We start from the raw sequence: 26,402 nt of genomic DNA, 5'->3' as shown, positions 1-26,402 counted from the left end.
CCGAAAAAGAGAGCCACCCGCATCAACAATGGAGGGAATGCTGATGACAGGGACGTCCGCCCGGCGTAGCGCCGCGCTTATTGCCTTTGCCGCCTTTGGTTTTGCGACCTCGGCGCTCGCCGACGACAAGAACGTCAAGATCGGCGTGCTCAACGACATGAACAGCCTCTATGCCGATATCGGCGGTCCCAATTCCGTGCTGGCGGCCAACATGGCAGTCGAGGATTCCGGCCTGCGCGCCAAGGGCTGGACGATCGACGTCATCAGCGGCGATCACCAGAACAAGCCGGACGTCGGCGTCAACATTTCGCGGCAGTGGGTCGACAACGACAAGGTTGACATCATTACCGATACGCCGAACTCGGGCGTCGCACTCGCCGTCAGCAATGTCGCGCGCGAGAAGAACATCATCATGCTCAATTCGGGCGCGGCGACCGCCGATCTTACCGGCAAATACTGCACTCCCAACACCATCTCCTACACGTTCGACACCTACATGCTCGCCAACGGCACCGGCAAGGCGCTGACCAAGGCCGGTGGCGACAGCTGGTTCTTCCTGACCGCCGACTACGCCTTCGGCCACGCGCTTGAACGCGACACGTCGGCGGTGGTGACCGCCAATGGCGGCAAGGTGCTGGGCGACGTCAAGCATCCGCTCAACACGTCCGACTTCTCCTCCTTCCTGCTGCAGGCGCAGTCGTCGAAAGCCAAGATCGTCGGACTCGCCAATGCCGGCGGCGACACCACAAATGCAATCAAGCAGTCCGCGGAATTCGGCCTTGTCGCCGGTGGCCAGAAGCTCGCTGCGCTGCTGTTGTTCATCAATGACGTGCATGCGCTCGGGCTGAAGACGGCGCAGGGGCTGACGTTCACCGAATCCTTCTATTGGGACCTCAACGACCAGACCCGCACCTGGTCCAACCGTTTCATCAAGCGGTCGCCAAAGGGCACCATGCCGTCGATGACGGTGGCGGGCGTCTATGCAGGCATCCTGCATTACCTGAAGGCCCTCGAAGCGCTCGGTGGCAATCCGCACGACGGCGCCAAGGTCGTCGCCAAGATGAAGGAGATTCCGACCGACGATCCCCTGTTCGGCAAAGGTCCCCTGCGCATCGACGGGCGGCGCATCATTCCGGCTTATCTCTTCGAGGTAAAGAAGCCGGAAGAATCGAAATATCCGTGGGACTACTACAAGCTGGTCGCGACCATCTCGCCGGACGATGCGGCCAAGCCGCTTGAAGCCAGCGAGTGCCCGCTGGTGAAGAAGTGACTGCACAGCAGTCATCGCTTCGCCAACGTCCTTGCCGCAATCCCAAGCGCGAACAGTAGCAGCACGCATGCCAGCAAGAACGGCGCGCCGGGCAGTTGTACCGGCGCGTTGGTCCCGATGAAATACGCGAACGTCAGCGTGAACAGGAACGGGCCGACCAGCTGCGCGATGCTCTGGACGCTCGCGGTTGCCCCTTGCAGCTGGCCCTGCTGGTCGGGCGCGACCATGCGCGTCATCAGCGCCTGCGTCGCAGCGCCCGACACACCCCACAGCGCCATCACCGGAATGCCGATGCAGAACAACAGGCCGGTCGGCGCGATCCCATAGATCAGGAAGCCGAGCGCGCCGCAGACGAGTCCCAGCAGCAGCGCGCGGCGCTCGCCGAGATGCGCCACAATCGGCCCGATCGCTACGCCCTGCACCACCATCGAGCAGAGCCCGACAATCGCAAGCGTCAGGCCAACCATGCCGACGTCCCAGCCGTAGCGGTAGCCGGCATAGAGCACGAAGGTGGACGGCAGCACGACATGCGCGAGCTGAGAGAAGAAATTTGCGACCTGAAGTCCCGCCAGAGCGGGACTCGAACGCAACAGCGGCAGCATCCCGATCGGATTGGCGCTTTTCCACCGGAACGGCGCGCGGCGGTCGGCGGGCAGCGACTCCGGCAAGATGAGCAGGCCGTAGAGCCAGTTTGCAAAGCTCAGGCCCGCCGCAACCCAGAACGGCAGCCGCGGCGAGATATCGCCGAGCAGCCCACCCAGCGCCGGCCCCAGGATAAATCCCGCACCGAACGCCACCCCGATCTTGCCGAACATCGCCGCGCGGTTTTCCTGCGCGGTCCTGTCGGCGATATAGGCAAACGCAGTCGAAATGCTGGCGGAGGTGATGCCCGAGATCACGCGTCCGGCGAACAGCCAGGACAGCGACGGCGCGAGCGCCATCAGCACGTAATCCGCGGCGAGCCCGAAATTCGATAACAGGATCACCGGCCGCCGGCCGAACCGGTCGGACAGGCCGCCGAGCAGCGGCGAGAACACGAATTGCATCAGCGCCCAGGCTGTGCCGAACAGGCCGAAGATGCGCGCGGCGCTCGCGGTATCGTTGGCGACAAAGCTCTCGATCAGCTTGGGCAGGATTGGAATCACGACGCCAAGCGCCACCATGTCGAGCAGCACGGTCACGAAGATGAAAGCAACCGCGGTGCCACGTGGCGCCTTCGCGTCCACTGCGCGCTCGGCGGCCACGTCGTTCATGACGGCCGCTTGCGCTTGTGTGCGAACGGATTGGCCTTCTCGCGCAGCGTGATCCGCACCGGCGTGCCCGGCAGGTCGAAGGCCTCGCGCAAGGAATTGGTCAGATAGCGCAGATAGGCCTGCGGCACCGCGTCCGCACGCGAGCAGAACAGGACGAAGCTCGGCGGCCGCGCCTTGGTCTGGGTGATGTAGTTGAGTTTCAGCCGGCGCCCCGACACCGCCGGCGGCGGATTGGCCTGGATCGCCTGCTCGAACCAGCGATTGAGCGCCGACGTCGGCACGCGCCTGTTCCAGACCGCGTAGGCCTCGACGATGGCGCCCATCAGCCGCTCGATGCCCTCGCCGGTCAGGCCTGACACGGCAACAACCGGCGCGCCCGCGACCTGCGGCAACCAGTGATCGGCATCGGCACGGAGCTGCGAAATCTGGCCGCCCTTGGCTTCCACCAGGTCCCATTTGCTGACCGCGATGACCAGTGCCCGCCCCTCGCGCTCGACCAGATCGGCGATGCGCAGGTCCTGCTCCTCGAAGCGATGTTGCGCATCCATCATCAACGCCACGACCTCGGCAAAGCGAACCGCGCGCAGCGCGTCCGCCACCGACAGCTTCTCCAGCTTCGCCTCGATCCGCGAGCGGCGCCGCAGGCCCGCGGTATCGAACACGCGGAAGCCGCGTCCCTTCCAGTCGATCTCGACCGCAATTGCATCGCGCGTGGTGCCGGCCTCCGGGCTGGTGAGCAGCCGCTCCTCGCCGACGAGTTGGTTGATCAGCGTGGACTTGCCGGCATTGGGACGGCCAACGATGGCGACGCGAATGGGCCGTGTCGCGGCATCAGCTTCCTCCGCATCATCGACTTCGGAAGGCTGCTCCTCGTCGGGCTCTTCCGGCATCACGGCGCGCAGGGCGTCATAGAGTTCGCCCATGCCCTCGCCATGCTCGGCGGAAACCTGGATGGGATCGCCGAGCCCGAGCGCGTAGGATTCCATCGCACCGATTTCGCCGTGCTTGCCCTCGGCCTTGTTGGCGAGCAGCAGCACGGGCTTGTCGGCCTTGCGGGCGAAATCGGCGAAGGCGCGGTCGGACGGCGTGAGTCCGACCCGTGCATCGATCACGAACATCAGGGCGTCCGCGAGCCTGATCGCGGTTTCCGTCTGCTCCTGCATCCGCGCCGTAAGCGAGCCCTTCGGCCCCTCGTCGAGACCGGCGGTGTCGATGATGGTGAAGGCGAGATCGCCGAGCCTGGCCTCGCCCTCCCGGCGATCGCGGGTCACGCCCGGCAGGTCGTCGACCAGGGCCAGCTTCTGTCCGACCAGACGGTTGAACAAAGTGGATTTGCCGACATTGGGCCGGCCGATAATGGCGATCGTGAACGACATGGACGATCCGTGCGCCAGGGAAACAGGCGCATGTCAATCTAGTGTGGAATATAGACTAGCGTGTAAAGCTGCCGCTTGGCATCGGCGCGGGGAATGCCGCCGGCGCCTGCTGCGCCGATTGCTGGGACTGGTCCGGTTGCGCGGTCGAATCGGCGGCCGGGGGTGTGGTGGTGCGCTTGCGGCTGGCGACCTTCTTGCCTTTCGGCGGGGTGGTCGGCGCGGCCTGATCGGCGGCCTGGGCCTCGCCATCGGGCTCGGCCGGTGCCGTGCTCGCTGCCGCGGACTGCTTGGTCTTCTTGGCCTTGGCCTGTTTCGATTTCGCGGCCGGCTGCTGCTCCGGCGGCTGCTGATCGGCGGCGACGGGTGGCTGCGGATTGGCCGCGGCGGCTGCGGCCTGGGCGGCCTCTTCCTGCTGCTGCTTCTCGACCTCGCTCTTGTAGAGATCCTTCGGCACGCCCTGCTCCAGCCCCGGCACGCCGTCCGGGAACACCGGCTTGCGGTCGCCCGGCAGCTTCTTCTTGGTATCGAGGAAGTCGAGCAGGTCAGTCGGATCCCAACTGCCGATGCTGCTTGAGCAGCCGCCAAGCACGCCCGTCAGCGCGAGGAGCACGGTGGCTGCGATCAGACGTTGCGAGCGGCGCATGGTCGATCCCTGGGTCAAGCTTTCGTTCCGCCTCTTAGCTCTTTGCGACCGGCGGCAGCAGCGCCTGAAGCGCCTCCGCCCGCGAGCGCAGGCCCGGCGGGGTCTCGCCGTCGAGTGCAATCATGTCCAGCCATTGCCGGGTCGCAGCACTGTCGTTCCCACGCCAGGCCGACAGCGCCAGCAATTCGCGCGCGCTGTGACGGAAGATGGCGCCGGGCGCAGTCTCCGGCTCGAGCCGCTGCTTCATCTCGGCATAGCTTGCGGTGTCGACCAGCAGACCGGCGGCGCGCAGCCGCGCCAGCGCCTGCAGATCGGCGCCGACGCTGCGGTCGGCAGCAATATCATCGAACATCTTCGCGCCCGCCTTGGGGTCGCTGCTCGCAGCTTCCGCGGCGGCACGGAAGCGGGACAGCACGCGGTAACCGGCCGGGGCCTTGGCGGCGAGATCGTTGAAAGCGGCTTCCGCCTCGGCATGCTTGCCCTGCTCGGACAGCTCGATCGCCTTGTTGAAGGCATCGCCCACCTCGGCGGCCCTCTTGGCCTCCAGATATTGATAGCCGCGCCAGCCCCCGACTGCGGCGATCACCAGAAGCGCCGCGCCAATAATAAAGAGAGAATATTTATCCCACAGCTTCTTGAGCTGCTCGCGACGCACTTCCTCGTCGACTTCGTCAAATAATTCAGACACTTAGGTCAATCCCTTGCCGCCGGCTATCGCCCACGCGGCATCACGGGCGCATCCGCCCAATCCCTGCACGGCGCGCGATAGCCTATGGATATGGCGCTGGCAAGGCAAAGCAAATGGCACCAAGGTGTTAGCGGGGGACAGGCCCCGCCCCCGGTTCCTACCCGGCCGCCAGCATCTCCCGTAACTGCCGCTTCAGCACCTTGCCATTAGCATTGCGCGGCAAGGGGTTAGAGGTGACCAGCATGGTCTCCGGCACCTTGTAATCGGAAAGCCGCTCTGCGCACCACACGCGCAAGACCTCCGCCCCGACATCGCCGCGTGTAACCACGACAGCGTGCACGCGCTCGCCGAGCACCGGGCACGGTTTGGCGATGATGGCACTCTCGACCACATCAGGATGTCCCGCGAGCACGGATTCGACCTCGGCCGAGAAGATCTTCAGGCCGCCGCGGTTGATCATGTCCTTCTGACGGTCGAACACGCGCACGAAATTGTCCGCATCGATCGAGCCGAGATCACCGGAATGCCAGAAGCCGCCGGTAAAGCTCTCTGCCGTCGCCTTCGGGTTGTTCCAATAGCCCTTGATGACGGATGCGCCATGAATTCAGATCTCGCCGATCTCGCCGCGTGGCAACTCATGGCCTTGCGGGTCCATCACCGCAATCGTCGCACCGGGGCACGGCAGTCCGACGCTGTCGATATGTCGCTTGGCGAGTTCACCAGGCATCATGGTCGATGGCGACGTCGTTTCGGTCGCGCCATAGCAATTCGACAGTTTCAAGCCGGGCAGTTTCACCGCGAGCCGCTCGATGGTCGCAACCGGCATCGGCGCGCCGCCGAAGCCGCCGATACGCCAGGCCGAGAGATCGTAGGAATCGAAGTCCGGCTGCAGCAGGCAGAGATTATACATCGCCGGCACCATCACCGTGTAGGTGATGCGCTCGCGCGCGGCGACCTTCAGATAGTCCGCGGCCTTGAATTCGGCGACGATGATGAGTGCGCCTGCGCAAGCGACCATGGTCATGATGTTGGCGACAACGCCCGTTACATGCGCCAGCGGCACGGCCGCAATCGAGCGGTCGGCCTTGGTCAGCGTCAGGCAATTCACAAACACCATCGAGGAATGAATGATGTTGCAATGGGCGAGCATGGCGCCCTTCGGCCGCCCGGTCGTGCCTGACGTGTAGAGGATCATCGCAGTATCCTCTTCGTCGACTTCGGTGGCTTTGGCCAACGGCGCGTGGCCGGCGATATCGGCAAATTGCGACAGGCGCGGATCGTCATCGACAGCGAGGCGATGGGCAAGCTGCGGAATGTCGCGCGCGTCAGGCACGCGATCGGCGAGTGCGACCTCATGGATCAGAAGCCTGGCGCCGCAATCGTTCAGCACATAGGCGATCTCGGGCTTCTGCTGCCGCGTGCCGAGCAGGACCGTGACCAGGCCGAGATGCGCGGCCGCGAACAACAGAAGCGGAAACTCGATGCGATTGCCGAGCAACAGTGCAACGCGGTCGCCCCGCTCAAGTCCCTTGGCCTGCAAACCGGCCGCGATCTCCGCCGACCGTCGCGCCACCTCGCGCCAGTTGAGCCGGCGCTCGCCGCAAGCCAGCGCCTCGCCATCGGGATTTTTCGCGGCGGCATCGGCGACCATCTGCCAGACGCTGCGCGGCCGCTCGCAGAACGCGGGGATCAGGCGATCGCCGAAGCGAGTTTCAAGCCGCATCGGAGGGATGGGATGTTGCGACCAATCCATTGCCGCCCGGCCCTCTAGCTCTTCTTCATCTCGTAGACGTGCTCCGGCCCGGGAAAGGCGCGCGAACGCACGTCGCTCGCGTAAGCTTCGATCGCGGTCTCAATCGCGGGCCCGAGATTGCCGTAGCGGCGGACGAATTTCGGCGCACGCGGCGAGAGGCCCAGCATATCCTCGAGCACCAGCACCTGCCCGTCGCAGGCGGCGCTTGCGCCGATGCCGATGGTCGGAATCGCGATCTCTTTCGTGATCTTGCGCGCGAGCGGTTCGGCCACGGCCTCGATCACAACCGAAAACGCACCGGCATCCCCGACCGCCTTCGCGTCGCCTTCGATTCTCGCCCAGCTTGCCTCCTCACGCCCCTGCGCACGAAACGAGCCGAGAGTGTTGATGGATTGCGGCGTCAGCCCGATATGCCCCATCACTGGGATTCCCCGCTCGACCAGGAACGCAATGGTCTCTGCCATGCGCGTGCCGCCTTCGAGCTTCACGGCACCGCATTGGGTTTCCTTGAGGATGCGCGCCGCGGAATGAAACGCCTGCTCCTTCGACGCCTCGTAGGAGCCGAAGGGCATGTCGACCACGACCAGCGCCTGGCGCGAGCCGCGCATGACCGCGGCTCCCTGCAGGATCATCATGTCGAGCGTCACTGGCACGGTGGTCTCAAAGCCGTGCATGACATTCCCAAGGGAATCCCCGACCAGGATCGTGTCGCAATGGCGATCGACCAGCGCCGCGGTGTGGGCGTGATAGGACGTCAGCATCACGATCGGCTCGCCGCCCTTGCGGGCGCGAATATCCGGCGCGGTCTTGCGCCTGACGGCGGTTTGAACGGACATGACTTTAACTCCCCATCACTGGAATCCCGATCACAACGGGATGGAAGGCAAAGGCGAGCGCAAGATAGGCCACCACGCCGACGGCCACGGCGATCAAATCATTGGTGAGGCCGCCGACAGGAATTGGCGGCGCGCCAGGATCAGCGCGGCGCTTCAGCGAGATGCGATCGTAGACCGCCCAGGCGAGGAACGAGCCGAACAGGATGATGCCGCCGAGATCGCCATTGGCCAGCAGATGGCCGAACGCCCAGAGTTTCACGCCTGCAAGCATCGGATGTTTGACCGTCGCATAGATGCGCCCGCGGATATAGGCCGCCACCACCAGGATCACCGCCGGCAGCATCAGCGCGATATTGAGATGCTTGAGAAATGTCGGGGGCGTCCAGATCTGAACCCATTCGGTGGCGCGATAATGCGCGAAGCCCCAGACGATCAGCGCAAGCCCGATCAGCGACGCCAGGGAATAGACGATCTTGTAGACGTGTTCCCCGCCGATCGCGGCGACCACCTGACCGCGCGCCTTGCGCCGCGTGGTGAGCGTGTGGGCGCCGAAAAACAGCACGAGGCCCAAAATCATCCCCAACAGTCCCACCACGTCTCTCCCCTTGTTTGGCTCCTGCCTATCACCTGGCCCAGGCCAACAGCAAGGCCGTCATTCCGGTCCTGCGCCGGCGGGGAATATGCCAAGGTCGAGATTCCGTGCTCGTGCGTTTTCACGCGCCCCGGAATGACGATATGCCCCTCACTTGGTCTCCGGTGGCGTGCCGGAGTCGCTGCCCAGGTCGCGATTGTCGACATAGCGGATCATCAGGGGACGGCCGGCCAGGGCGCCGCCGAGCGCATCGGTGAATTTCATCGGCAGGCAGGCATTGAGCGAGTCGTTGATGGCTTTCATGTAAGCACTGCGGTTGTCACCCGACGCGCCCGTTGTGGCAAAGGTCAGGCGCGGCGGCCCGATCAGCTCGCCCGAGCGCTTGAAGCTGAAGCGCACCGACATCTGCATCCCCTCACGTGCTTCCTCCGTTGGCGGCGGCGACCAGCACGAGCGCAGCTGGGCGAACAAATCGCCGATCGTGTTGAGATCGTGATCGGGCCGCTGGTACTTGGCCTCGTCCTCTTTCGGCGGCACGGTCTGGACCGTGAGCTGCAGGTTCTCGCCATAGGGGTAATTGATGTCGGGAATGCAGGGCCAGTGACCGAACACGCTACAGAGACTTGGCGTGCAGGGCCGGTGGTCGAACACGCTGCACGGTGTCTGCGAGAACGGGATCGGGTTGATATGGTGGTAGTTCCGCGCCGCAGCCGCGTGCGCGAGGACGACCACGGCGAGGACGGTCAAGCAGAAGGCGATGCGCTGCAGCATGCGAACCGTACCTTCAAAAAGGGAGCGCTGGACACCAAATTTGATCGTTCGGACCCTCGACATCAAGCCCACCTCCATCACATCCCCGCGTTCGATGCTGTGCCTTCTTCGAGTGAGGAACATTCACGCGGTCAGCATTCCGGCCTCGTGGTTCTCGCAGCGATGCGAAGCATCGTCCGGAGACGGCGCTGACGCTCACACCATGGGGGATCTGAGAGCGTTGCCACGTCTGCCGACCTCATACTGAGGGGAATTATCACCTTGACTGAACGCGATCGATAGGGCATATTTGGCCTTAGGAGATAGCCATGCCCGCGACCCCTGATCTGACGAACCCGATTTTCACTGACCTTGAAGCCGCCCGGAAGCACTTCGAAGCGATCCGCTGGCCGGATGGCGTTTATTGCCCGTTCTGCGGTTCGTTTGATCGCGTGGCGGCGCTCGGTGGTAAGTCGATGGGGCCGGGATGGTATCACTGCAAGGACTGCCGGAAGAAGTTCACGGCAGCTGTTGGCACGATTTACGAGCGGTCGCACATCCCGATGACGAAGTGGCTTCTCGCTACGCACCTGATGTGCGCCAGCAAGAAGGGCATGAGCGCGCATCAGCTTCACCGCATGATCGGACTTCCCTACAAGACGGCATGGTTTATGGCGCACCGCATCCGCGAGGGTATGCGTGATCTGAAGCCGCCCGGTCCGCTTGGCGGCGAAGGCAAGACGGTTGAGTTTGACGAAACCTACGTTGGCGGCAAAGAGCGCAACAAACACGTCGCCATGCGTAACAAAAAGAACATCGGCGGCATAGGCAAAGAAGCCGTGTTCTCGCCTGTTGAGCGCGGCGGTAAGGTTCGTTCTCATCACGTCCCGAACCTGACGGCAACGACGCTGCGCCCGATCATGGATGATCAGATTGCGGAAGCTACGCGCACGATCAGTGATGACGGCGGCGCACGTGCCCGCCATGGTGAACCCGATCACCATTTCGGTCAACCACAGCATCAACGAATACGTGCGTGGTGACATCCACACGAGCACCATTGAAGGCTACTTCTCGATTATGAAGCGCGGCATCACTGGCGTTTATCATCATGTTAGCCCGCAGCATCTTAAACGCTACCTCGCTGAATTTGACTTCCGCCTCAATGAACGGTCTGGACTCGAAGTCACTGACGCAGAACGCACGGGGAAGGCCATCAAAGGCGTGGTCGGCAAGCGGATGACCTACCAACAACCTAATGGCGGACCGGACGAAGTTCCGGTCTAGGCTCCACGGCCCCCGCGGCCCTTACCAGCCGCGCGACCCACGCCAGCTTTCTTTTTCTTTTTTGGATGATGAGGAGCAGTAGCCTTTGGCTGCGGCGGAGTGTTCGCCATGCGGCGGATTACCTCGTCGCGCCGACGCGCGGTTTCTTCGCTCGAAAATATCTCTGTATCTTTTACGATCATGATGTCTGTCTATTGCTGTTACACGCTGGATGTACCCACCTAGCATTCACACTGGCAGAACTCCCGCCACTCGCTTTGGGATCTTTGTGGTCCACTACTTTGCCATTTTTATGCAGGAGACCGCCGCAAAGAGCACATCGGGATACACTTGATAGTTCTACAAATGTAGCCGCACTTTTTGCGCCGCTACTAAAAGATTTCCCGCGCGATCCCTTCTTGGATTCCGCCTTCTCCTCGGCCTCATCTATCGCGAGATACTGAAACTGTTTCGATAGCTTCTTCCATGCAAGTTCTTGGTCTCGGTCATCGGTCAGAAGGTCTACTGCACGTTCAAACAACGCAAGCATTTTGCTTCTAGTACGATCCCCGCTCCCAAGCTTATGAGTTGCGGGCTTGGTAATGACTGGATGTGCCAGCAATAAATTTTCGAAGGGACGGCGCACCCGAAGAAATTTTTTGATCTTATTACGCTTTTCCAAACTTAATAACCAAGCTACCGCGTTATGCAGGGCTGCGGGCTGAAATGCGCCTCCACCGCTATAAAAATAAAGGGCAGGATGAAGTCCAAGCGAGAGCTTTTCGTTTGATAGAACTAGCTGAAGAGACCTTCTTACCTTTAAGAGATAAGTAATAGTATCTTTTCCAGTTAGGTCATCTGCTAAGTCTTTGTCCTTTCCCTTGCTTCTCGAAGAGTCGGGGACATCCAAATCGTTTGCCAATCCAACCAGATCAAACGCAACTCGAAGAGCCCCGACGCCATACCCGAAGCCCGCCATCGGAACATCCATTGTTTTAATGGGGGTTTCGAGGGTCGGAGAAAAAAGCAATTTATAGATTTCAGCACCTAATTTAGGTGCTCGTTCCTTTGCATTCTCATCCGTGAAATGATTCCAATATTCATGGCCAGTGCCGCCGCGGGAAATGATGCGAGTTGCAATGGACAAAGCTGAGCGTTTTGCCCGAAGAATTCTAGCTTCCAAAGGATCAATTACAGTGCCCCCCTCATTGATCCTGATAAACGCCGCTGCGGCCTGCTCTGCTTTTGGACTCTTCAACCACTGAATCTGAACGTCCTTCATGTTCAGCATAGATCCACCCTTTTTATGAGCGATCCATGGGCCAACGGTATTGTTAACGAGAGTCCGCGTCTCTTCATCTAAATGCTTCTGCTGATCAGGAATCTTCCCACTAAAAAAGTCAGCCGAGAGTTTTCCATTTCCGTAATCATCCCTAATCCAGGCTACTAGAGCGCTGAGCCGATGCGCGCCATCAACAATAAAAATCTTATTTCCACTCTGCCAAAGAATGACTGATGGAATGATGTCTGCCTTCGAGAAGGTTTCGATCAGTCTCGCGACTTGCTTGGGAGACCAGCTATTGGTCTCTCGCTGAAAATCTGGTTTCCGTAACATGTCATAGACGACACCCGGTTCTAGATCGGACACCCGAATCGCGCTGGTATCCGCAACAACCGAATCCGCGCGCTCGAATAAATCCGCCCTAGGGATCAAAGCGTCCAAATTGACCTGATATTTGCTAGTATTCGCCATGGTTGAGCCTTCCCCATCTTGCACGCAGCCGAGAGTAGACTCGATTTCACGTGCAGTCAAAGTGATAACTCCCGTCCTGAGGGGGCGTCAGCGCCGTCTCGAAGAATGACCGCGAAAGATTGCCAGCACAGCTCTGCATTCTCGCGGCGGGTTTCGCCCGAGCTTTGCACTGACCTTCTCCCTCCTGGAAATCAGAGGGCGCAGGGAAGGCCGGGTGGCCGCTGCACCCGGGGCCTCGCGCGGAAAAAATTTGCGCGAGCGCGAAAACCTAGGGTACAGGCGGTGATCACACCGGCCTTCCCCGCGCGATGGTTTACGGCTTATACGTACTCTCCCCGGTGAACCAGCGTTTGCCACCGTCATTCTCGCAAAGCCTTTGGAGCCTTGCGACAACTTGGCGCCTGCATGGGCGCGCCAGGACCACACGACTTCGCCGTCCGCGACCATGCCGTACGTCTATCGGCACAGTCCCGTCCACCGCATTCCGCCCCACGTTCGTGACGACGCGTACGCCCCTGTTGTCGGAGCGGAACGGAGAGAAGCAAAACACGATTTCCGAAAATACGAAAGAGAGATATTTTTGCCCGAAGGACTGGACAGCCCAATCGGCTTGAACAAGCTCGCGAAATTCTATTGTTCGCGCACGCGATTTCGGAGTCCGTTGGACCGCGCGGCCAACGTGCGGTCAGTCAAATTGAGCTGATTTTACCCGACGGGCAAATCGGTCGTCGTTACCAGACCAATTCGGGCGATCCTATTGTGGTTGCACCAGACGATTATTAGATCATTAAACGTGTCGGCAACAATGGCGAGCAGTTTCCGTAGGGTCGGTCATAATGGCCGCGTGTGCTGCCTCACCAGAAATTCCCAAGCCAGAAATGCGTTCTTCGCTGCCTTCAAGTTTCTTCATACTGGAAGCATTCGATCGCGATTTGCAGTGTCCCATCGCGCAGACGCGCTTTCAGGTCGGTGATATGGAGGCACTTCGCGCGATCCTTAGATCGGCAGCGGACGAAGATCCCGAGTTGGACAACATTTACTATCCTGACGACGATCAGCTGGCAAAGCTGATCGCGCAATTCGACGCCAGATTTGATCGTTCCGAGTTCAAGTCTCTTGATCTTGAAGTCGAACTCTTTCGATGTGATCGCTCAGGTGAAGTGCCGTATCTGATCCACACGAGGTATGAGCTTCCGCTGCTTCTGGAAGGCCGGAAGAAGCTCGCGCGCATGAGCCACCTTTATCCGCCAATGACCTTCGATGGCGAGCATCGTTTCGATCAGCGGGTAAACCAGGGCCTGCTCCATCGCGAAGTGCTGATCGAACCATTTGAAGCTCCTGCGAAAGGCTATCTTGGCTCGCGGACGGTGTTCTACACCCCAAAGGGCGAGGAGTGGCGGATTCCGGCGCATAAGCTGATCTGGCGAGCCTGCAGCACAGGCTGGAACGAGACGTTCGAGCGTCTCGAGGGCATGCTGTTCGGCTACGAGGATTGGCAGAACGATTGGTGGATTGACGATATATTGCGACGCCGTGGCGCTGTCGGCGGCCTTGCGCTTTGTTGTCCCGTCACTCGAACGGGATTGAGGTGGATGGAGGTCGCCGGCTTTCGCGCGCTCCCGCCCATTGAGGGTCCCTCATTGACAGTCGCGAACTATGACCCCGACGCCAATGCCGATGTGTGCGCCCTCTTACTCGAAAGCATCGATAACGCGGCGGTGGTACGCTTCAACGTTCTCGGCCGGGAAGCCGCGGAATTCATCGACTTCCACAGCGCCGGATCGTGGGAGATCCGGGCAGAGCTTATCGGAAAGCTGAACAGGTACCTGCGAGGGTCAGTCGTCGTCGTCGCTCACCGGAACGATCCGGACTGACCGGAGCGGACTTGCTGCGACAATTACCTGCTTTCAGCTGCCACTTACGCCTTCTTCTTCACGTCCTTGACGCTGGTGAACGCGATGCCCTCGGCGCGTTCCTTGGTGTAGCCGAGGTAGAACTCGTTCTTGGCGAGATAGACGGGGTCGCCGTCGACGTCGTCGGCGATCGAGGAGGTGTTTGAGGCGACGAAGGCCTCGAGCTTCTTGCGATCGTCGGAGGAGATCCAGCGGGCGAGCTGGAATTCGGAGACCTCGAACTCGACGGGCAGCGAGTACTCTGCGTCCAACCGCGCCTTCAGCACGTCGAGCTGCAGCGGGCCGACCACGCCGACCAGCGCCTGCGCGCCGTCGCGGGGACGGAATACCTGGACGACGCCCTCCTCCGACATCTGCTGCAGCGCCTCTTTCAGCTTCTTGGCCTTCATGGCGTCGGTCAGCCGCACGCGACGGACGATTTCCGGCGCGAAGCTCGGCACGCCGACAAAGGTGATGTCCTCGCCTTCGGTGAGCGTGTCGCCGATGCGCAAGGCGCCGTGGTTCGGGATGCCGACGACGTCGCCGGCAAAGGCCTCGTCGGCGACGGAACGGTCCTGGGCGAAGAAGAATTGCGGGCTCGACAGCGGCATGGTCTTGCCGGTGCGCACGAGCTTGGCTTTCATGCCGCGGCTGAGCTTACCCGAACAGAGACGCGCAAAGGCGATGCGGTCGCGGTGGTTCGGATCCATGTTGGCCTGGATCTTGAAAACGAAGGCGCTCATGCGCGGTTCGGCCGCCTCGACCTTGCGCAGGTCGCTGTCCTGGGCGCGCGGCGGCGGGGCGAAACGGCCGAGGCCCTCGAGCAGGTCGCCGACGCCGAAATTGCGCAAGGCGCTGCCGAAATAGACCGGGGTCAAATGGCCCTCGCGGAAGGCGTCGAGCTCGAACGGCTTGCAGGCCTCGCGGACCAGCTCCAGCTCGTCCTTGATGGCGCCGATGTCGAGATTGCCGTTGAACTTCGCGAGCTCGGCGATCTCGATCTGCTGGGCCGCGCCGGTCTTGGCGCCGCCGCCTTCGAGCAGCCGCACGCCGCCGTTCCTGATGTCATAGGTGCCGACGAAATCGCGGCCGCGACCGACCGGCCAGGTCACCGGCGTGGTGTCGAGCGCCAGCGTCTTCTCGATCTCATCCATGAGATCGAAGGTATCGCGGCTCTCACGGTCCATCTTGTTGATGAAGGTGATGATCGGGATGTCGCGCAGGCGGCAGACTTCGAACAGCTTGCGCGTCCGCGCCTCGATGCCTTTGGCGGCGTCGATCACCATGACCGCGGAGTCGACCGCAGTCAGCGTGCGGTAGGTATCTTCCGAAAAGTCTTCGTGGCCCGGCGTGTCCAGCAGGTTGAACACGAGACCTTCGAACTCGAACGTCATCACCGAGGTGACGACCGAGATGCCGCGCTCGCGCTCGATCTTCATCCAGTCGGAGCGGGTGTTGCGCCGCTCGCCCTTGGCCTTGACCTGGCCGGCCAGATTGATGGCGCCGCCGAACAGCAGGAGCTTCTCGGTCAGCGTGGTCTTGCCGGCGTCCGGATGGGAGATGATGGCAAAGGTGCGCCGGCGCGCCACTTCTTCAGACAGCGGCGAACGAGACGGCGAATCGGTCGTGACGGCGAGATCGGTCATGAAGCTGATGCGTTTGGCAGGGAAAACGCGCGGGATCAAGGGATTCCGCTGCATCCCCGATATAGGCACGGACTGGTCGATTCCCAGTCTAACGGAACGGCAAAACCGCCCAATAAGCCAGCGCAGCGACCAGGGCCGAGGCCGGTATCGTGATCACCCAGGCGTAAACGATGCTGCTCGCCACGTTCCAGCGCACCGCGGACATGCGCCGCGCGGCGCCGACACCGACAATGGCGCCGGTGATGGTATGGGTGGTCGAAACGGGAACCCCGAGGAACGTCGCCATGAACAGGGTCGCCGCGCCGCCGGTTTCGGCGCAAAAACCCTGCATCGGGGTCAGTTTGGTGATCCTCAGGCCCATGGTGCGGACGATGCGCCAGCCGCCCATCAGCGTTCCCAGCGCCATCGAGGCCTGGCAGGCCAGCACCACCCAGAACGGCACCGAGAATTCGCTGCCGAGATAGCCTTGCGAATAGAGCAGCACGGCGATGATGCCCATGGTCTTCTGGGCGTCGTTGCCGCCATGGCCAAGGGAATAGAGCGAGGCCGAGGCGAACTGCAGGACGCGGAAGGCGCGGTCGACCGCAAACGGGGTCGAGCGCACCGAAGCCCACGAGACGATGGCGACCAGCATCATGGCCAGGAAAAAGCCGACCAGCGGCGACAGCACGATTGCCGCGATGGCCTTGGACAGCCCGCTCCAGACCGCAGCCGAGATCCCAGCCTTCGCCATGCCGCCGCCGACCAGGCCGCCGATCAGCGCGTGCGAGCTCGACGAGGGAATGCCGAGCGCCCAGGTGATCAGGTTCCAGACGATGGCGCCGACGAGCGCTGCGAAGATCACCTGCGGATCGATCACACTGGGCTCGATGATCCCGGTGCCGATGGTGTGGGCGACATTGAGCCCGAACACACTGAAGGCGACGAAATTGAAGAAGGCGGCCCAGAATACTGCAAATTGCGGGCGCAGCACGCGGGTGGAGACGATGGTCGCGATCGAATTGGCGGCGTCGTGCACGCCGTTGAGAAAGTCGAACAGCAGCGCGACCGCGATCAGCCCGACCAGGATGGGAAGCCCCAGCGTGACGTTCACGGCACTGCTCCACCTCTCCCAGGAGAGGTCGGATCGCATCGCAAGATGCGATCCGGGTGAGGGGTTTCTGTCCCTCGCGAGCGCAGAGTCCCCTCACCCGGATTGCACCGGACGATGCTTCGCATCGCCGAATGCAATCCGACCTCTCCCCGCTGGGGAGAGGTGAAACGAGCCCGCGAATAGCTGGATACAGTCACTGACGATCGGCCTCTAAACCTGCTCGATGACGATCGAGTTGATCTCGTTGGCGACGTCGTCGAAGCGGTCGGCGACCTTCTCCAGGTGATCGTAGATGTCGGCGCCGACGATGAAATCCATCGTGTTGGCGTTGCGGTGCTTGAGGAATAGTTCCTTCAGCCCGATGTCGTGGAGATCGTCGACGCGGCCCTCGAGCTTGGTCACCTCCTCGGTGATCTGCGTCAGCAGCGAAACGTTTGCGCCGATTGATTGCAGAAGCGGCAGCGCGCGGACGACGAGTTGGGCGCATTCGACCAGGAGTGTCCCCATCTCGCGCATGGGCGGCTCGAACTCGCGCACCTCAAACAGCAGCACGGCCTTTGCGGTCTGCTGCATCTGGTCGATGGCGTCATCCATCCGCGTGATCAGGTTGGTGATGTCGCTGCGGTCGAACGGGGTGATGAAAGTGCGGCGCACGGCGGTCAGCACCTCCCTGGTGATGCCGTCGGCCTCGTTCTCGAAATGATTGACCCGCTGGCAAAAGGCCTGGGTCTGATCGCCGCCGCGCAGGACGCCCTGCAGCGCCTCGGCGCCTTTCACCACGGTCGCGGCATGGCGGGAGAACAGGTCGAAAAACCGCTCCTCCTTGGGCAGAAAGGCGCGAAACCAGCGCATCATGGCATCGGATCCATTGTTTCTTCTGACGTTTGCGCCGGCCGCAAGCCGCCCGCCCCTCGCCTTACCAGCCAGCGAGGGTAATGTCACACATCTGTCATAAATGGAATTGGCCGCAAAAGCCCACCCGCACGGCCGCAAGCCGGGCGGCTCATCCACCACTTTGTGAGGTGACGCGAAAAAAGCTGCCGAAACCGATGCCTTACAGCGATCGTTTGAAGAAGTGCGCGACCTCGCCGACGATGCCGCGGCGGAACAGCAGCACGCAGGCGACAAAGATCACGCCCTGGATCACCGTAACCCACTGGCCGAAGCTGGCGAGATATTGCTGCATGGCGACGATCACGAAGGCCCCGACCACCGGGCCGAACACGGTCCCCAACCCGCCGACCAGGGTCATCAGCACGATCTCACCTGACATGCTCCAATGCACGTCGGTGAGCGAGGCGTTCTGGGCCACGAACACCTTCAGCGCGCCGGCGAAGCCGGCCAGCGTGCCGGACAGGACGAAGGCCAGCCATTTGTAATGGTCGGTCTTGTAACCGAGCGAAATCGCGCGCTGCTCGTTCTCGCGGATCGATTTCAAGACCTCGCCGAAGGGCGAGTTGATGGTGCGATAGATCAGCAGGAACGCAGCCAGGAAGCCGATCAGCACCATGTAATACAGCGTGGTCGGCCTGGAGAGATCGAAGATGCCGAACAGGCGTCCCTGCGGGATGCCCTGGATGCCGTCCTCGCCATGGGTGAACGGCGCCTGCAGATAGATGAAATAAAGCAGCTGCGACAGCGCCAGCGTGATCATCGAGAAATAGATGCCCTGGCGTCGGATCGACACATAGCCGGTGATGATGCCGAGCACGCACGCCGCGGCTGTGCCGACCACGATGCCGAGCTCCGGCGGCAGGTTCCAGACCTTCAGCGCATGCGCCGCGCAATAGCCCGCCGTGCCCAGGAACATCGCATGCCCGAAGGACAGCAACCCGCCATAGCCGATCAGGAGGTTGAAGGCGCAGGCGACCAGCGCAAAACACAGCCCCTGCATCACGAAGAACGGGTAGATGCCGGTGAACGGCACCACCGCCAGCAGCACGGCCATGATGCCGAACATGATCATCTCGTCGCGCATCGCGCGCGGCGTCATCGGCAGGGTATCGTCGGTCAATGCTGTCATATCAGGCCGCCCGTCCCGTCAGTCCCGTTGGTTTCACCAGCAGCACCAGCACCATCAGCACGAACACCACGGTATTGGAGGCCTCGGGGTAGAAATACTTGGTCAGTCCCTCGATCACGCCAAGCGCAAATCCGGTGATGATCGAGCCCATGATCGAGCCCATGCCGCCGATCACGACGACGGCGAACACGACGATGATGAGATCGGCGCCCATCAAAGGCCGCACCTGGTTGATCGGCGCCGACAGCACGCCAGCAAGTGCGGCAAGACCCACGCCGAGGCCGTAGGTCAGAGTGATCATGCGCGGCACGTTGATGCCGAAGGCGCGCACCAAAGTCGGATTTTCAGTCGCAGCGCGCAAATAGGCGCCGAGCCGCGTGCGCTCGATCAGGAACCAGGTGGCGAGGCACACGACCAGCGAGAACACCACGACCCAGCCGCGATAGACGGGCAGGAACATGAAGCCGAGATTCATGCCGCCCCTGAGCTGATCCGGAATCGAGTACGGCAGGCCGGATGAACCGAAAAAATTCTGGAACACGCCCTGGATGATCAACGCGAGGCCGAAGGTGAGCAACAGCCCATAGAGATGATCGAGGCCGGTCAGGAATTTCAGCATCGTCCGCTCCAGGATCATGCCGAAAATGCCGACCACGATGGGTGAGAGCAGAAGCGCCCACCAGTAGTTGATGCCCCAGATGTTGAGCAGGAAGTAGGCCACGAACGCGCCCATCATGTAGAGCGCGCCATGGGCGAAATTGATGATGTTGAGCATGCCGAAGATGACGGCGAGCCCGAGGCTGAGCAGCGCGTAGAACGAGCCGTTGATCAGTCCCACCAGTAGCTGTGCGTAAAGCGCTTGCATCGATTCTCTCTCGGCGCCCGTTCGTTTCAATTCAGGCGTCTCGGCGGCCATTGCGGCCGCCAGAGACGCCAAAACGGATCATTTCTTCAGCAAGGGACAGGTGCTCTTGTCCAGCGGCGTGAAGGCATCTTCCGCCGGAATGGTGGACACGAGCTTGTAGTAATCCCAGGGCCCCTTGGACTCCGCCGGCGTCTTGACCTCGAACAGATAGGCCGGATGAATCTTGCGGCCATTCGGCTCGATGCTGCCCTTGCCGAACAGCTGATCGTCGGTCGGCATGTCCTTCATCTTCGCGACGACCTTGGCGCCATCATGCGGGTTGCCGCCGAGGGCTTCCAATGCCTTGAAATAATGCAGCAGGCTCGAGTAGACGCCGGCATGGACCATGGTGGGCATGTTGTGGTTCTTCATGCGCTCCTGGAAGCGCTTGGCGAAGGCCCGCGTGGCGTCGTTCATGTCCCAGTAAAACGTCTCGGTGAAGTTCAGCCCCTGCGCCGTCTTCAAGCCGAGCGAGTGGACGTCGGTGATGAACAGCAGCAGCGCTGCGAGCTTCTGGCCGCCGCTGGTGATGCCGAATTCGGCGGCCTGCTTGATCGAGTTGGTGGTGTCGGCGCCGGCATTGGCGAGGCCGATGATCTTGGCTTTCGAGGCCTGCGCTTGCAGCAGGAAGGAGGAGAAATCGGCCGTCGAGAGCGGCGCCTTGACGCCGCCGAGCACCTTGCCGCCTGTCGCCTTGACCGCCGCGGTGGTGTCGCGTTCCAGCGCCGCGCCGAAGGCGTAGTCGGCGGTGAGGAAGAACCAGCTGTCGCCGCCGCTCTTGGTCAGCGCGGTGCCGGTACCATGCGCCAGCGTGTAGGTGTCGTAGGTCCAGTGGATGGTGTTCGGCGTGCACTGCGCGTTGGTCAGATCGGACGTACCGGCGCCGGAATCGAGCAGGATGCCGTTCTTCTCCTTGACGATGTTGGAGACCGCGAGCGCAACACCGGAATTGGGCACGTCGACGATGACATCGACCTTGTCGACGTCGAACCACTGGCGCGCGATATTGACGCCGATATCCGGCTTGTTCTGGTGATCGCCGGCGATGATGTCGATCTTCCAGCCTTTGCCCGTCATCCCGGAATCCTCGACCGCCATCTGGGCGGCGAGCGTCGAGCCGGGACCGCCGAGGTCGGCGTAAAGGCCTGACTGGTCGGACAGCGCGCCGATCTTGACGATCTTGTCGTCGGCGCACGCTGCGCTGATCGCAGCAAACGACAGCGCGGTCGAAAGCAGCAGGGAGGCGACTGCGGTTTTGCTCATTGGTCCTTCCTCGTGTCTTCTCGTTGGCGCTCGTTAGACGCCGAGATAGGTATGGAGCTTGTCCATGTTGGCGGCGAGCTCGCTATTGGCAAAACCGTCGATGATCTTGCCGTGCTCGACGATGTAGTAGCGGTCGGCGACGGTGGAGGCGAAGCGGAAATTCTGCTCGACCAGCAGGATGGTAAAGCCCTGCTTCTTCAGCCGCGCGATGGTGTGGCCGATCTGCTGGATGATGACGGGCGCAAGCCCCTCGGTCGGCTCGTCCAGCATCAGAAAGCTGGCGCCGGTGCGCAGGATGCGGGCGATCGCCAGCATCTGCTGCTCGCCGCCGGAGAGCTTTGTGCCCTGGCTTTTCAGCCGCTCCTTCAGGTTCGGGAAGAGATCGAAAATCTGCTCCAGCGACAGCCCGCCGGGGCGTACCACGGGTGGCAGCAGCAGGTTCTCGCGCACGTCGAGGCTCGAGAAGATGCCGCGCTCCTCGGGGCAGAAGGCGACGCCAAGGCGCGCGATCCTGTCGGACGGGCTCTTGATCAGCTCTTTCCCGTTGAAGCGGACCGAGCCCGTGCGCTTGCCGATGACGCCCATGATCGACTTCAGCGTGGTGGTCTTGCCAGCGCCGTTGCGCCCGAGCAGCGTGACCACCTCGCCGGCATTCACATTGAAATTGATGCCGTGAAGAATATGGGACTCGCCGTACCAGGCCTCGAGATTCGAAACCGCGAGAATCTCGCCGCCGGTTGCGGGTGCGGTTTTTGCGGCGGCCTCGGCCAATTGTGCATCAGGCATGACCGGCTCCGAGATAGGCTTCCTTGACTCGCTCGTCCTTGGAAAGCTCGGCGTATGAGCCCTCCGCGAGCACATGACCGCGAGTCAGGACGGTAATGACATCCGAGAGATTGGCGACGACGCTCAAATTATGCTCGACCATCAGGATGGTGTATTTGGCCGAAATCCGCTTGATCAGGGCCGCGATCTTGTCGATGTCCTCATGGCCCATGCCGGCCATCGGCTCGTCGAGCAGCATCATTTCCGGATCGAGCGCAAGCGTCGTTGCGATTTCCAGCGCCCGCTTGCGTCCATAAGGCATTTCGACCGCAGGCGTATTGGCGAACTCGCTCAGGCCCACATCGGTCAACAGCTCCAGGGCGCGGCTGTTGAAGCGGTTCAACACCGATTTGGAGCGCCAGAAGTCGAACGAGTGGCCGTGCTGGCGCTGCAGCGCCACGCGGACATTCTCCAGCGCAGTCAGGTGCGGAAACACCGCCGAGATCTGGAACGAGCGCACAAGCCCCAGCCGCGCCACGTCGGCCGGCGGTGTCGCCGTAATGTCCTGCCCTTTATAAAGGATCGTTCCGGCGGACGGACGCAGGAATTTGGTCAAGAGATTAAAGCACGTCGTCTTCCCGGCCCCGTTCGGACCGATCAGCGCGTGAATGTGCCCACGTTTAACCTTCAGTGAAACATCGCGAACGGCAAAGAACCCCGCGAATTCCTTGGTCAATCCGTGGGTCTCGAGAATGATCTCATCGGCCAAATAATTTCCCCCCGCCGTGCACGGCCTTTTGGCCAGCGCACAGCTCGTTCTTGCTCACGGGCAGCTTCCCAGGAAACGCTCGGGAACTGTTCCGCAACCGCCGCCTCCGGGGCGGAATATGCCGTCATCCGGGGGAGTTAGGCAAGGCGGAAAGCTTGAAACCGCCGCCTTGGGGGCCCTGGGCGGGTTCGTCCTTCGTCGGATCGTCGAAAAGATAGCCACGCTTAACATTTGTTGGCCGGCCGGGCGCGCCTTCATAGAAAATTTTCCTCTGTCCTCGAAAGTTTGCGGGTTTCCGATAGGAAAGGATTTTTGCCCTGAACTTCGAGAGCGCCACCCCTCGGTCATCAAGCCGATCAGGCAGCGTGAGCTGCCGAACGGCTGGCTTGCGCTCATGCGCGGAAATGACGCGCTGCCGAGGCCGAGGTTTCGCGTCGTCATCGACCGCGAGCTCTGTTATCGCCCGCCCGCGCGCATCACAGCCGACCTGATCGCATTCAGCTGACATGGAATTTGAAAGCGCCAATCCATCCGTGGTCCGGTCGATCAAGCAGCGCGTGCTGCTCAACGCCTGGCTGCGCGCCAAGCACGGGCCGGCCTTGCTCCCCGTCGTTGCCGACTTCAAGCCGGACCGGCTTGCCGACGAGATCCCCGATATGATGGCCTTTGACGTCGAGGGCGCGGGCGAGCACGCGCGATTCTTCATCACCCACGAGGGATGGCGGCTTGCGGCGGCCTATGGCAACGAGGGGCTCGATCCCGCCGGACGCATCAATCGCTATCTCGATGCCTCGATCGATGCCGTGCGCTACGCACGCGTGCTGCCCTGCTACATGACCTGCATCACGCGCAAGCGCCCGACCTACTCGATCGCGTCCCTCAAGGACGAGGACGGCAAGGAAGTTTCCTTTGAGCGACTGCTGCTGCCGTTCGGCAGCGGCGACACAGTCGAGAAGATCGTCGGCTCCTACAAGGCGATCTCGATCGAAGGTGGCTTCAAGGTGGAAAACCTGATGGGCCTGCGCGCCGACACCGGGCCGGTGCGCCTCCTCAACGCCGTGGTCGACCAGGAGCTGACCCGCCGCCCCCACGGTGTGCGCATCTCCGACGATATCGTCGTCGCGGACTAGAGCATTTCCGGTTCTGATTGAATCAGAACCGGAGCTCTAGATTTTTGTTTTGACGCGTTTTCTTCACGCGAACCGGTCCCCACTTCGCTCGAAAACACTCCAGGAATCGCGCACCAGCACGATCGTTTCCGCGCCGAACGCCGCGCCGCTTGTTCGGGAGCACCGCGGCCCGTGGCATCGGCCCCGGCAAACGCTCGGGCAGATAGGGCTCTCCCGCGATTACCGCTCACAGGTAAGCAGCAAAGTGCTAAGCTGCCCTCCTACGGCGTGGTTAAGCCTGCCCGTTCGGATGGCGCCGACCGAGCAGCGGGTTCGATCACAAACCAGAACACTTGCGGGTTCCCATTGTTGTGGAGATCAGGGGATTGCGTGAGGCAAGCATGACCGTCCCATGGGAGTGGAAGAAGATCGGTAATTTTGGTTCGCTACGGGAGCGAGACTGCTTTGTGTCGTGGATGGGCGGCCAGATCGAAAGCGGAATATCCGAGGAGATCGAGCCTCCACCCGATCAGCCTCGCGAGCCCGGCGACCGATGGTTTCGGCATATCCCAACCGGCTCTCTTTGGCGTCTGGTGCCAATCGACAACTCGTACGGGCCGGGCTTCTGGCCTGCTCAGGACAAGCCGCGGGTTCAAAGGCGGTTAGCGGCGATCCTGGCCGCCGACGTGGTCGGTTATTCCGCGCTCATGGAACGCGACGAGGAAGCCACCTACGCCGAGTTCGAACGGCTCAAGCGAGAATTGATCGAGCCAGGCCTCTCCCGCCACGAGGGGCGACTTGTCAAGACAACGGGTGATGGTGCGCTCGCCGAGTTCGCGAGTCCGTTAGCCGCCGTGAGATGCGCGGTTGAGATACAGGATCATCTCGCCTCGAGCAGCAGTCCGTTAAGGTTACGCGTCGGACTCAACCTTGGCGACGTTATCGTTGGGCAGGACGGCGAGCTCTACGGCGACGGGACCAACATTGCTGTCCGGCTGGAGGGGATCGCCGATCCGGGTGGCATCCTGATTTCCGAAAAGGTGTACAGCGAAATCGAAGGCAAGCTGGAGGTTGGGTTCGAGGATCGCGGCGAGCAGCGGCTCAAGAACATCTCCAGGCCGGTCCGCGCTTACGCCGTCCGTGCGGGTGGAGCGTCCAGCGCGCTGATGGAGAGACTAAGTGCGGCCCCGCTACTGCCAGACAAGCCGTCGATCGCGGTGCTACCGTTCGAGAACATGAGCGGCGACCCCGAGCAGGAATATTTCGCGGACGGAATGGTTGAGGAGATCATTACCGCGCTCTCGCGGTTCAAATCGCTGTTCGTCATCGCTCGCAATTCGAGCTTCACCTTTAAAGGCCGAGCCGTCGATATCAAGGAAGTCGGGCGCAGGCTTGGCGTGCGCTATGTCCTTGAGGGCGCTGTACGCAAGGCGTCGGGGAAGGTGCGCATCACAGGGCAGCTGATTGATGCGGTGACGGGTGCGCACATCTGGGCGGACAGGTTCGAGCGCGACCTGACAGACGTTTTCGCTCTCCAGGACGAAGTCACGGTCGCTGTCGTCTCAGCCATTCAGCCAAAATTGCTTCAAACCGAAGTTGCAATGGCGGCGCGGCGGCGACCGGAGAACCTCACCGCCTATGATTTTTATCTTCGCGCTGGGCAGCAGTTTTACCTGGAGACCCGCGAAGGATTGACAGAGGCGATAAGGTTGGCTCATCGCGCCTTGGAGCTAGACCCTCGGTTCGGCCTGGTTGCGGCTCTGGCAGGTCTCTGTCACATGCAAAGCGTCACGTTGGGCTATGCCAACGATCCTCAATTCGACCGCAAGGAAGCGGTTCGACTATTTCGCTTGGCATTGAGCCTCGACGATTCTGACCCGGATACACTGGCAATCGCTGCCGTAATCTCGGCGTTCATGGTCGGCGATCGCGAAAGTGAGATCGAAATGGCTGACCGGGCGGTTGCGCTCAACCCCAATTCTTTTGTCGCACGGCGCGCCAGAGCCTTGGTCTATAAAGTTACGGGGCTGCCGGAGGAAGCGGTTAGGAGCTTCGAATGTGCCATGCGCCTGAGCCCCGTTGACCCGCTGCTACACCAGACGTTTGCCGCGCTCGGGCAGGCCCTTGTCGAGCTTCGTCGTTTTGACGAGGCCATCGTCGCAGGAAAGAAAGCCCTTCTTCGGAACCCCTCCTATTCTGTGACTTATCGCTGTCTCGCGTCCGCCTTCGCCCATCTTGGACGTGACGCTGAGGCGCGTGAGGCAGCGACGCGCCTGCTTGAACTCGATCCCGCCTTTACAATATCGACATGGATCGCTCGGGGCGGACAGTCAAACGCGCGGCTAATGGCCGAGGGTCTCCGGAAAGCGGGGCTGCCCGAATGAGCCGCGCACATCTTGCTGGCGGGTTGATCGAATGACTGCTCCCGGTGCCCGAGCAGCGATCGGCGGACGTCTGCCATTCCGCCGCTATCAGGGATAAGATGGGGTAATCGGCCGATCCAGCTTGTGGATAGCTGAAGATTTTAGGTGCTGCGCTTCAGGCTGATGGTGAAACGAGGTCCGTGGTGACGGCCTCAAGCATCAGAAGGAGAAGCGCAGCATGGACCATTTTGCCGGAATGGACGTATCGGTCAAGGAGACGAGTGTCTGCATTTTGGATGACGCGGGCAAGATCGTGAAGGAAGTGAAGGTGGCGAGCGAGCCTCAAGCACTTTTGAAGGTTCTGGGGAATCCCGCCTACCGCTTCAAGCGGATCG

General features: G+C 61.7%; 21 protein-coding genes and 3 pseudogenes. 6 read left to right on the top strand and 18 right to left on the bottom strand.

All coding sequences use genetic code 11. The features are described 5' to 3' along the window. The first annotated feature begins 43 nt into the window (after positions 1 to 43). Positions 44 to 1,270 (top strand): ABC transporter substrate-binding protein, encoded by a 1,227-nt coding sequence (locus A3AI_RS0134185; protein WP_024519862.1) that lies wholly within the window; start codon positions 44 to 46, stop codon positions 1,268 to 1,270. Positions 1,271 to 1,281: 11 nt separating this feature from the next. Here A3AI_RS0134185 and A3AI_RS0134180 read toward each other — a convergent pair whose 3' ends face one another. From A3AI_RS0134180 to A3AI_RS0134145, 8 genes and pseudogenes are all read right to left on the bottom strand, one after another. Beyond that, on the bottom strand, positions 1,282 to 2,523 hold the full coding sequence (locus A3AI_RS0134180) for a TCR/Tet family MFS transporter (RefSeq protein WP_024519861.1): 1,242 nt from the start codon (positions 2,521 to 2,523) through the stop codon (positions 1,282 to 1,284). Continuing rightward, entirely contained in the window at positions 2,520 to 3,899 is a 1,380-nt protein-coding gene (der, locus tag A3AI_RS0134175; RefSeq protein ID WP_024519860.1) for a ribosome biogenesis GTPase Der, read from the bottom strand. The genes A3AI_RS0134180 and der overlap by 4 nt, the downstream gene beginning before the upstream one ends. A gap of 55 nt (positions 3,900 to 3,954) precedes the next feature. Then, positions 3,955 to 4,542 (bottom strand): hypothetical protein, encoded by a 588-nt coding sequence (locus tag A3AI_RS0134170; RefSeq protein WP_024519859.1) that lies wholly within the window; start codon positions 4,540 to 4,542, stop codon positions 3,955 to 3,957. A gap of 34 nt (positions 4,543 to 4,576) precedes the next feature. Then, positions 4,577 to 5,230, bottom strand: coding sequence for a tetratricopeptide repeat protein (locus A3AI_RS0134165; RefSeq protein WP_024519858.1), 654 nt, complete (start codon positions 5,228 to 5,230; stop codon positions 4,577 to 4,579). 157 nt (positions 5,231 to 5,387) lie between these two features. Next, positions 5,388 to 6,983, bottom strand: a pseudogene (locus A3AI_RS43990) (class I adenylate-forming enzyme family protein). A gap of 14 nt (positions 6,984 to 6,997) precedes the next feature. Beyond that, positions 6,998 to 7,819: a 3-methyl-2-oxobutanoate hydroxymethyltransferase gene (gene panB, locus A3AI_RS0134155; RefSeq protein WP_024519857.1), complete on the bottom strand. Its 822-nt coding sequence runs from the start codon at positions 7,817 to 7,819 to the stop codon at positions 6,998 to 7,000. A 4-nt stretch (positions 7,820 to 7,823) separates the two neighbouring features. Further along, complete coding sequence (locus A3AI_RS0134150) at positions 7,824 to 8,411, bottom strand: NnrU family protein (RefSeq protein ID WP_024519856.1); 588 nt, start codon at positions 8,409 to 8,411, stop codon at positions 7,824 to 7,826. A gap of 150 nt (positions 8,412 to 8,561) precedes the next feature. Next, entirely contained in the window at positions 8,562 to 9,182 is a 621-nt protein-coding gene (locus tag A3AI_RS0134145) for a UCP034077 family protein (protein ID WP_024519855.1), read from the bottom strand. Between the two features lie 308 nt (positions 9,183 to 9,490). Between A3AI_RS0134145 and A3AI_RS43985 the strand changes: the two are divergent. Next, positions 9,491 to 10,448 (top strand): annotated as a pseudogene (locus A3AI_RS43985) (IS1595 family transposase). A 178-nt stretch (positions 10,449 to 10,626) separates the two neighbouring features. Here the strand turns inward: A3AI_RS43985 and A3AI_RS0134135 are convergent. Continuing rightward, the gene (locus A3AI_RS0134135; RefSeq protein WP_156928063.1) at positions 10,627 to 12,240 is read right to left on the bottom strand and encodes a GmrSD restriction endonuclease domain-containing protein; all 1,614 of its coding nucleotides are present in this window, start codon (positions 12,238 to 12,240) and stop codon (positions 10,627 to 10,629) included. Between the two features lie 776 nt (positions 12,241 to 13,016). On the opposite strand from A3AI_RS0134135, the gene A3AI_RS45560 reads away from it, so the two are divergent. Further along, entirely contained in the window at positions 13,017 to 14,054 is a 1,038-nt protein-coding gene (locus tag A3AI_RS45560; protein WP_156928062.1) for a hypothetical protein, read from the top strand. 44 nt (positions 14,055 to 14,098) lie between these two features. On the opposite strand, the gene A3AI_RS0134125 is transcribed toward A3AI_RS45560, so the two are convergent. The 9 genes from A3AI_RS0134125 to A3AI_RS48220 form a co-directional block, all read right to left on the bottom strand. Further along, entirely contained in the window at positions 14,099 to 15,718 is a 1,620-nt protein-coding gene (locus A3AI_RS0134125; protein WP_024519852.1) for a peptide chain release factor 3, read from the bottom strand. A gap of 88 nt (positions 15,719 to 15,806) precedes the next feature. Next, positions 15,807 to 16,811 (bottom strand): inorganic phosphate transporter, encoded by a 1,005-nt coding sequence (locus A3AI_RS0134120; protein ID WP_024519851.1) that lies wholly within the window; start codon positions 16,809 to 16,811, stop codon positions 15,807 to 15,809. Positions 16,812 to 17,021: 210 nt separating this feature from the next. After that, entirely contained in the window at positions 17,022 to 17,666 is a 645-nt protein-coding gene (locus A3AI_RS0134115; protein WP_024519850.1) for a DUF47 domain-containing protein, read from the bottom strand. Between the two features lie 199 nt (positions 17,667 to 17,865). Next, positions 17,866 to 18,834, bottom strand: coding sequence for a branched-chain amino acid ABC transporter permease (locus A3AI_RS0134110; protein ID WP_024519849.1), 969 nt, complete (start codon positions 18,832 to 18,834; stop codon positions 17,866 to 17,868). Position 18,835: 1 nt separating this feature from the next. Continuing rightward, positions 18,836 to 19,699 (bottom strand): branched-chain amino acid ABC transporter permease, encoded by an 864-nt coding sequence (locus tag A3AI_RS0134105; RefSeq protein WP_024519848.1) that lies wholly within the window; start codon positions 19,697 to 19,699, stop codon positions 18,836 to 18,838. A 78-nt stretch (positions 19,700 to 19,777) separates the two neighbouring features. Further along, positions 19,778 to 21,001 (bottom strand): ABC transporter substrate-binding protein, encoded by a 1,224-nt coding sequence (locus A3AI_RS0134100; protein ID WP_024519847.1) that lies wholly within the window; start codon positions 20,999 to 21,001, stop codon positions 19,778 to 19,780. A gap of 33 nt (positions 21,002 to 21,034) precedes the next feature. After that, entirely contained in the window at positions 21,035 to 21,787 is a 753-nt protein-coding gene (locus A3AI_RS0134095; protein WP_024519846.1) for an ABC transporter ATP-binding protein, read from the bottom strand. After that, a complete protein-coding gene (locus A3AI_RS0134090; protein WP_024519845.1) occupies positions 21,780 to 22,535 on the bottom strand; it encodes an ABC transporter ATP-binding protein in 756 nt (251 codons plus the stop codon). Before A3AI_RS0134090 ends, A3AI_RS0134095 begins: the two co-directional genes overlap by 8 nt. A gap of 124 nt (positions 22,536 to 22,659) precedes the next feature. Continuing rightward, the gene (locus A3AI_RS48220; protein WP_156928061.1) at positions 22,660 to 23,043 is read right to left on the bottom strand and encodes a hypothetical protein; all 384 of its coding nucleotides are present in this window, start codon (positions 23,041 to 23,043) and stop codon (positions 22,660 to 22,662) included. Here A3AI_RS48220 and A3AI_RS0134080 point away from each other — a divergent pair. From A3AI_RS0134080 to A3AI_RS49555, 3 genes and pseudogenes are all read left to right on the top strand, one after another. Beyond that, complete coding sequence (locus A3AI_RS0134080; protein ID WP_024519844.1) at positions 23,042 to 23,665, top strand: hypothetical protein; 624 nt, start codon at positions 23,042 to 23,044, stop codon at positions 23,663 to 23,665. The genes A3AI_RS48220 and A3AI_RS0134080 overlap by 2 nt on opposite strands. 380 nt (positions 23,666 to 24,045) lie before the next feature. Then, a complete protein-coding gene (locus A3AI_RS0134075) occupies positions 24,046 to 26,028 on the top strand; it encodes an adenylate/guanylate cyclase domain-containing protein (protein ID WP_024519843.1) in 1,983 nt (660 codons plus the stop codon). 217 nt (positions 26,029 to 26,245) lie between these two features. Then, positions 26,246 to 26,402: pseudogene (locus tag A3AI_RS49555) on the top strand (IS110 family RNA-guided transposase); the annotation flags it as partial.

The sequence above is a fragment of the Bradyrhizobium sp. Tv2a-2 genome, from assembly GCF_000472425.1.
Taxonomy (GTDB): Bacteria; Pseudomonadota; Alphaproteobacteria; order Rhizobiales; family Xanthobacteraceae; genus Bradyrhizobium.
This window is presented reverse-complemented; position numbering and strand designations above follow the sequence as displayed.

Bases quoted from the DNA above. Each gene is read 5' to 3' on its own strand.
- A3AI_RS0134125 (WP_024519852.1), bottom strand. From the start codon at position 15,718: ATGACCGATCTCGCCGTCACGACCGATTCGCCGTCTCGTTCGCCGCTG.
- A3AI_RS48220 (WP_156928061.1), bottom strand. From the start codon at position 23,043: ATGTCAGCTGAATGCGATCAGGTCGGCTGTGATGCGCGCGGGCGGGCG.
- A3AI_RS0134185 (WP_024519862.1), top strand. From the start codon at position 44: ATGACAGGGACGTCCGCCCGGCGTAGCGCCGCGCTTATTGCCTTTGCC.
- A3AI_RS0134095 (WP_024519846.1), bottom strand. From the start codon at position 21,787: ATGCCTGATGCACAATTGGCCGAGGCCGCCGCAAAAACCGCACCCGCA.
- der (WP_024519860.1), bottom strand. From the start codon at position 3,899: ATGTCGTTCACGATCGCCATTATCGGCCGGCCCAATGTCGGCAAATCC.
- panB (WP_024519857.1), bottom strand. From the start codon at position 7,819: ATGTCCGTTCAAACCGCCGTCAGGCGCAAGACCGCGCCGGATATTCGC.
- A3AI_RS0134110 (WP_024519849.1), bottom strand. From the start codon at position 18,834: ATGACAGCATTGACCGACGATACCCTGCCGATGACGCCGCGCGCGATG.
- A3AI_RS0134105 (WP_024519848.1), bottom strand. From the start codon at position 19,699: ATGCAAGCGCTTTACGCACAGCTACTGGTGGGACTGATCAACGGCTCG.
- A3AI_RS0134145 (WP_024519855.1), bottom strand. From the start codon at position 9,182: ATGCTGCAGCGCATCGCCTTCTGCTTGACCGTCCTCGCCGTGGTCGTC.
- A3AI_RS0134100 (WP_024519847.1), bottom strand. From the start codon at position 21,001: ATGAGCAAAACCGCAGTCGCCTCCCTGCTGCTTTCGACCGCGCTGTCG.
- A3AI_RS45560 (WP_156928062.1), top strand. From the start codon at position 13,017: ATGGCCGCGTGTGCTGCCTCACCAGAAATTCCCAAGCCAGAAATGCGT.
- A3AI_RS0134180 (WP_024519861.1), bottom strand. From the start codon at position 2,523: ATGAACGACGTGGCCGCCGAGCGCGCAGTGGACGCGAAGGCGCCACGT.
- A3AI_RS0134080 (WP_024519844.1), top strand. From the start codon at position 23,042: ATGGAATTTGAAAGCGCCAATCCATCCGTGGTCCGGTCGATCAAGCAG.
- A3AI_RS0134075 (WP_024519843.1), top strand. From the start codon at position 24,046: ATGACCGTCCCATGGGAGTGGAAGAAGATCGGTAATTTTGGTTCGCTA.
- A3AI_RS0134115 (WP_024519850.1), bottom strand. From the start codon at position 17,666: ATGATGCGCTGGTTTCGCGCCTTTCTGCCCAAGGAGGAGCGGTTTTTC.
- A3AI_RS0134170 (WP_024519859.1), bottom strand. From the start codon at position 4,542: ATGCGCCGCTCGCAACGTCTGATCGCAGCCACCGTGCTCCTCGCGCTG.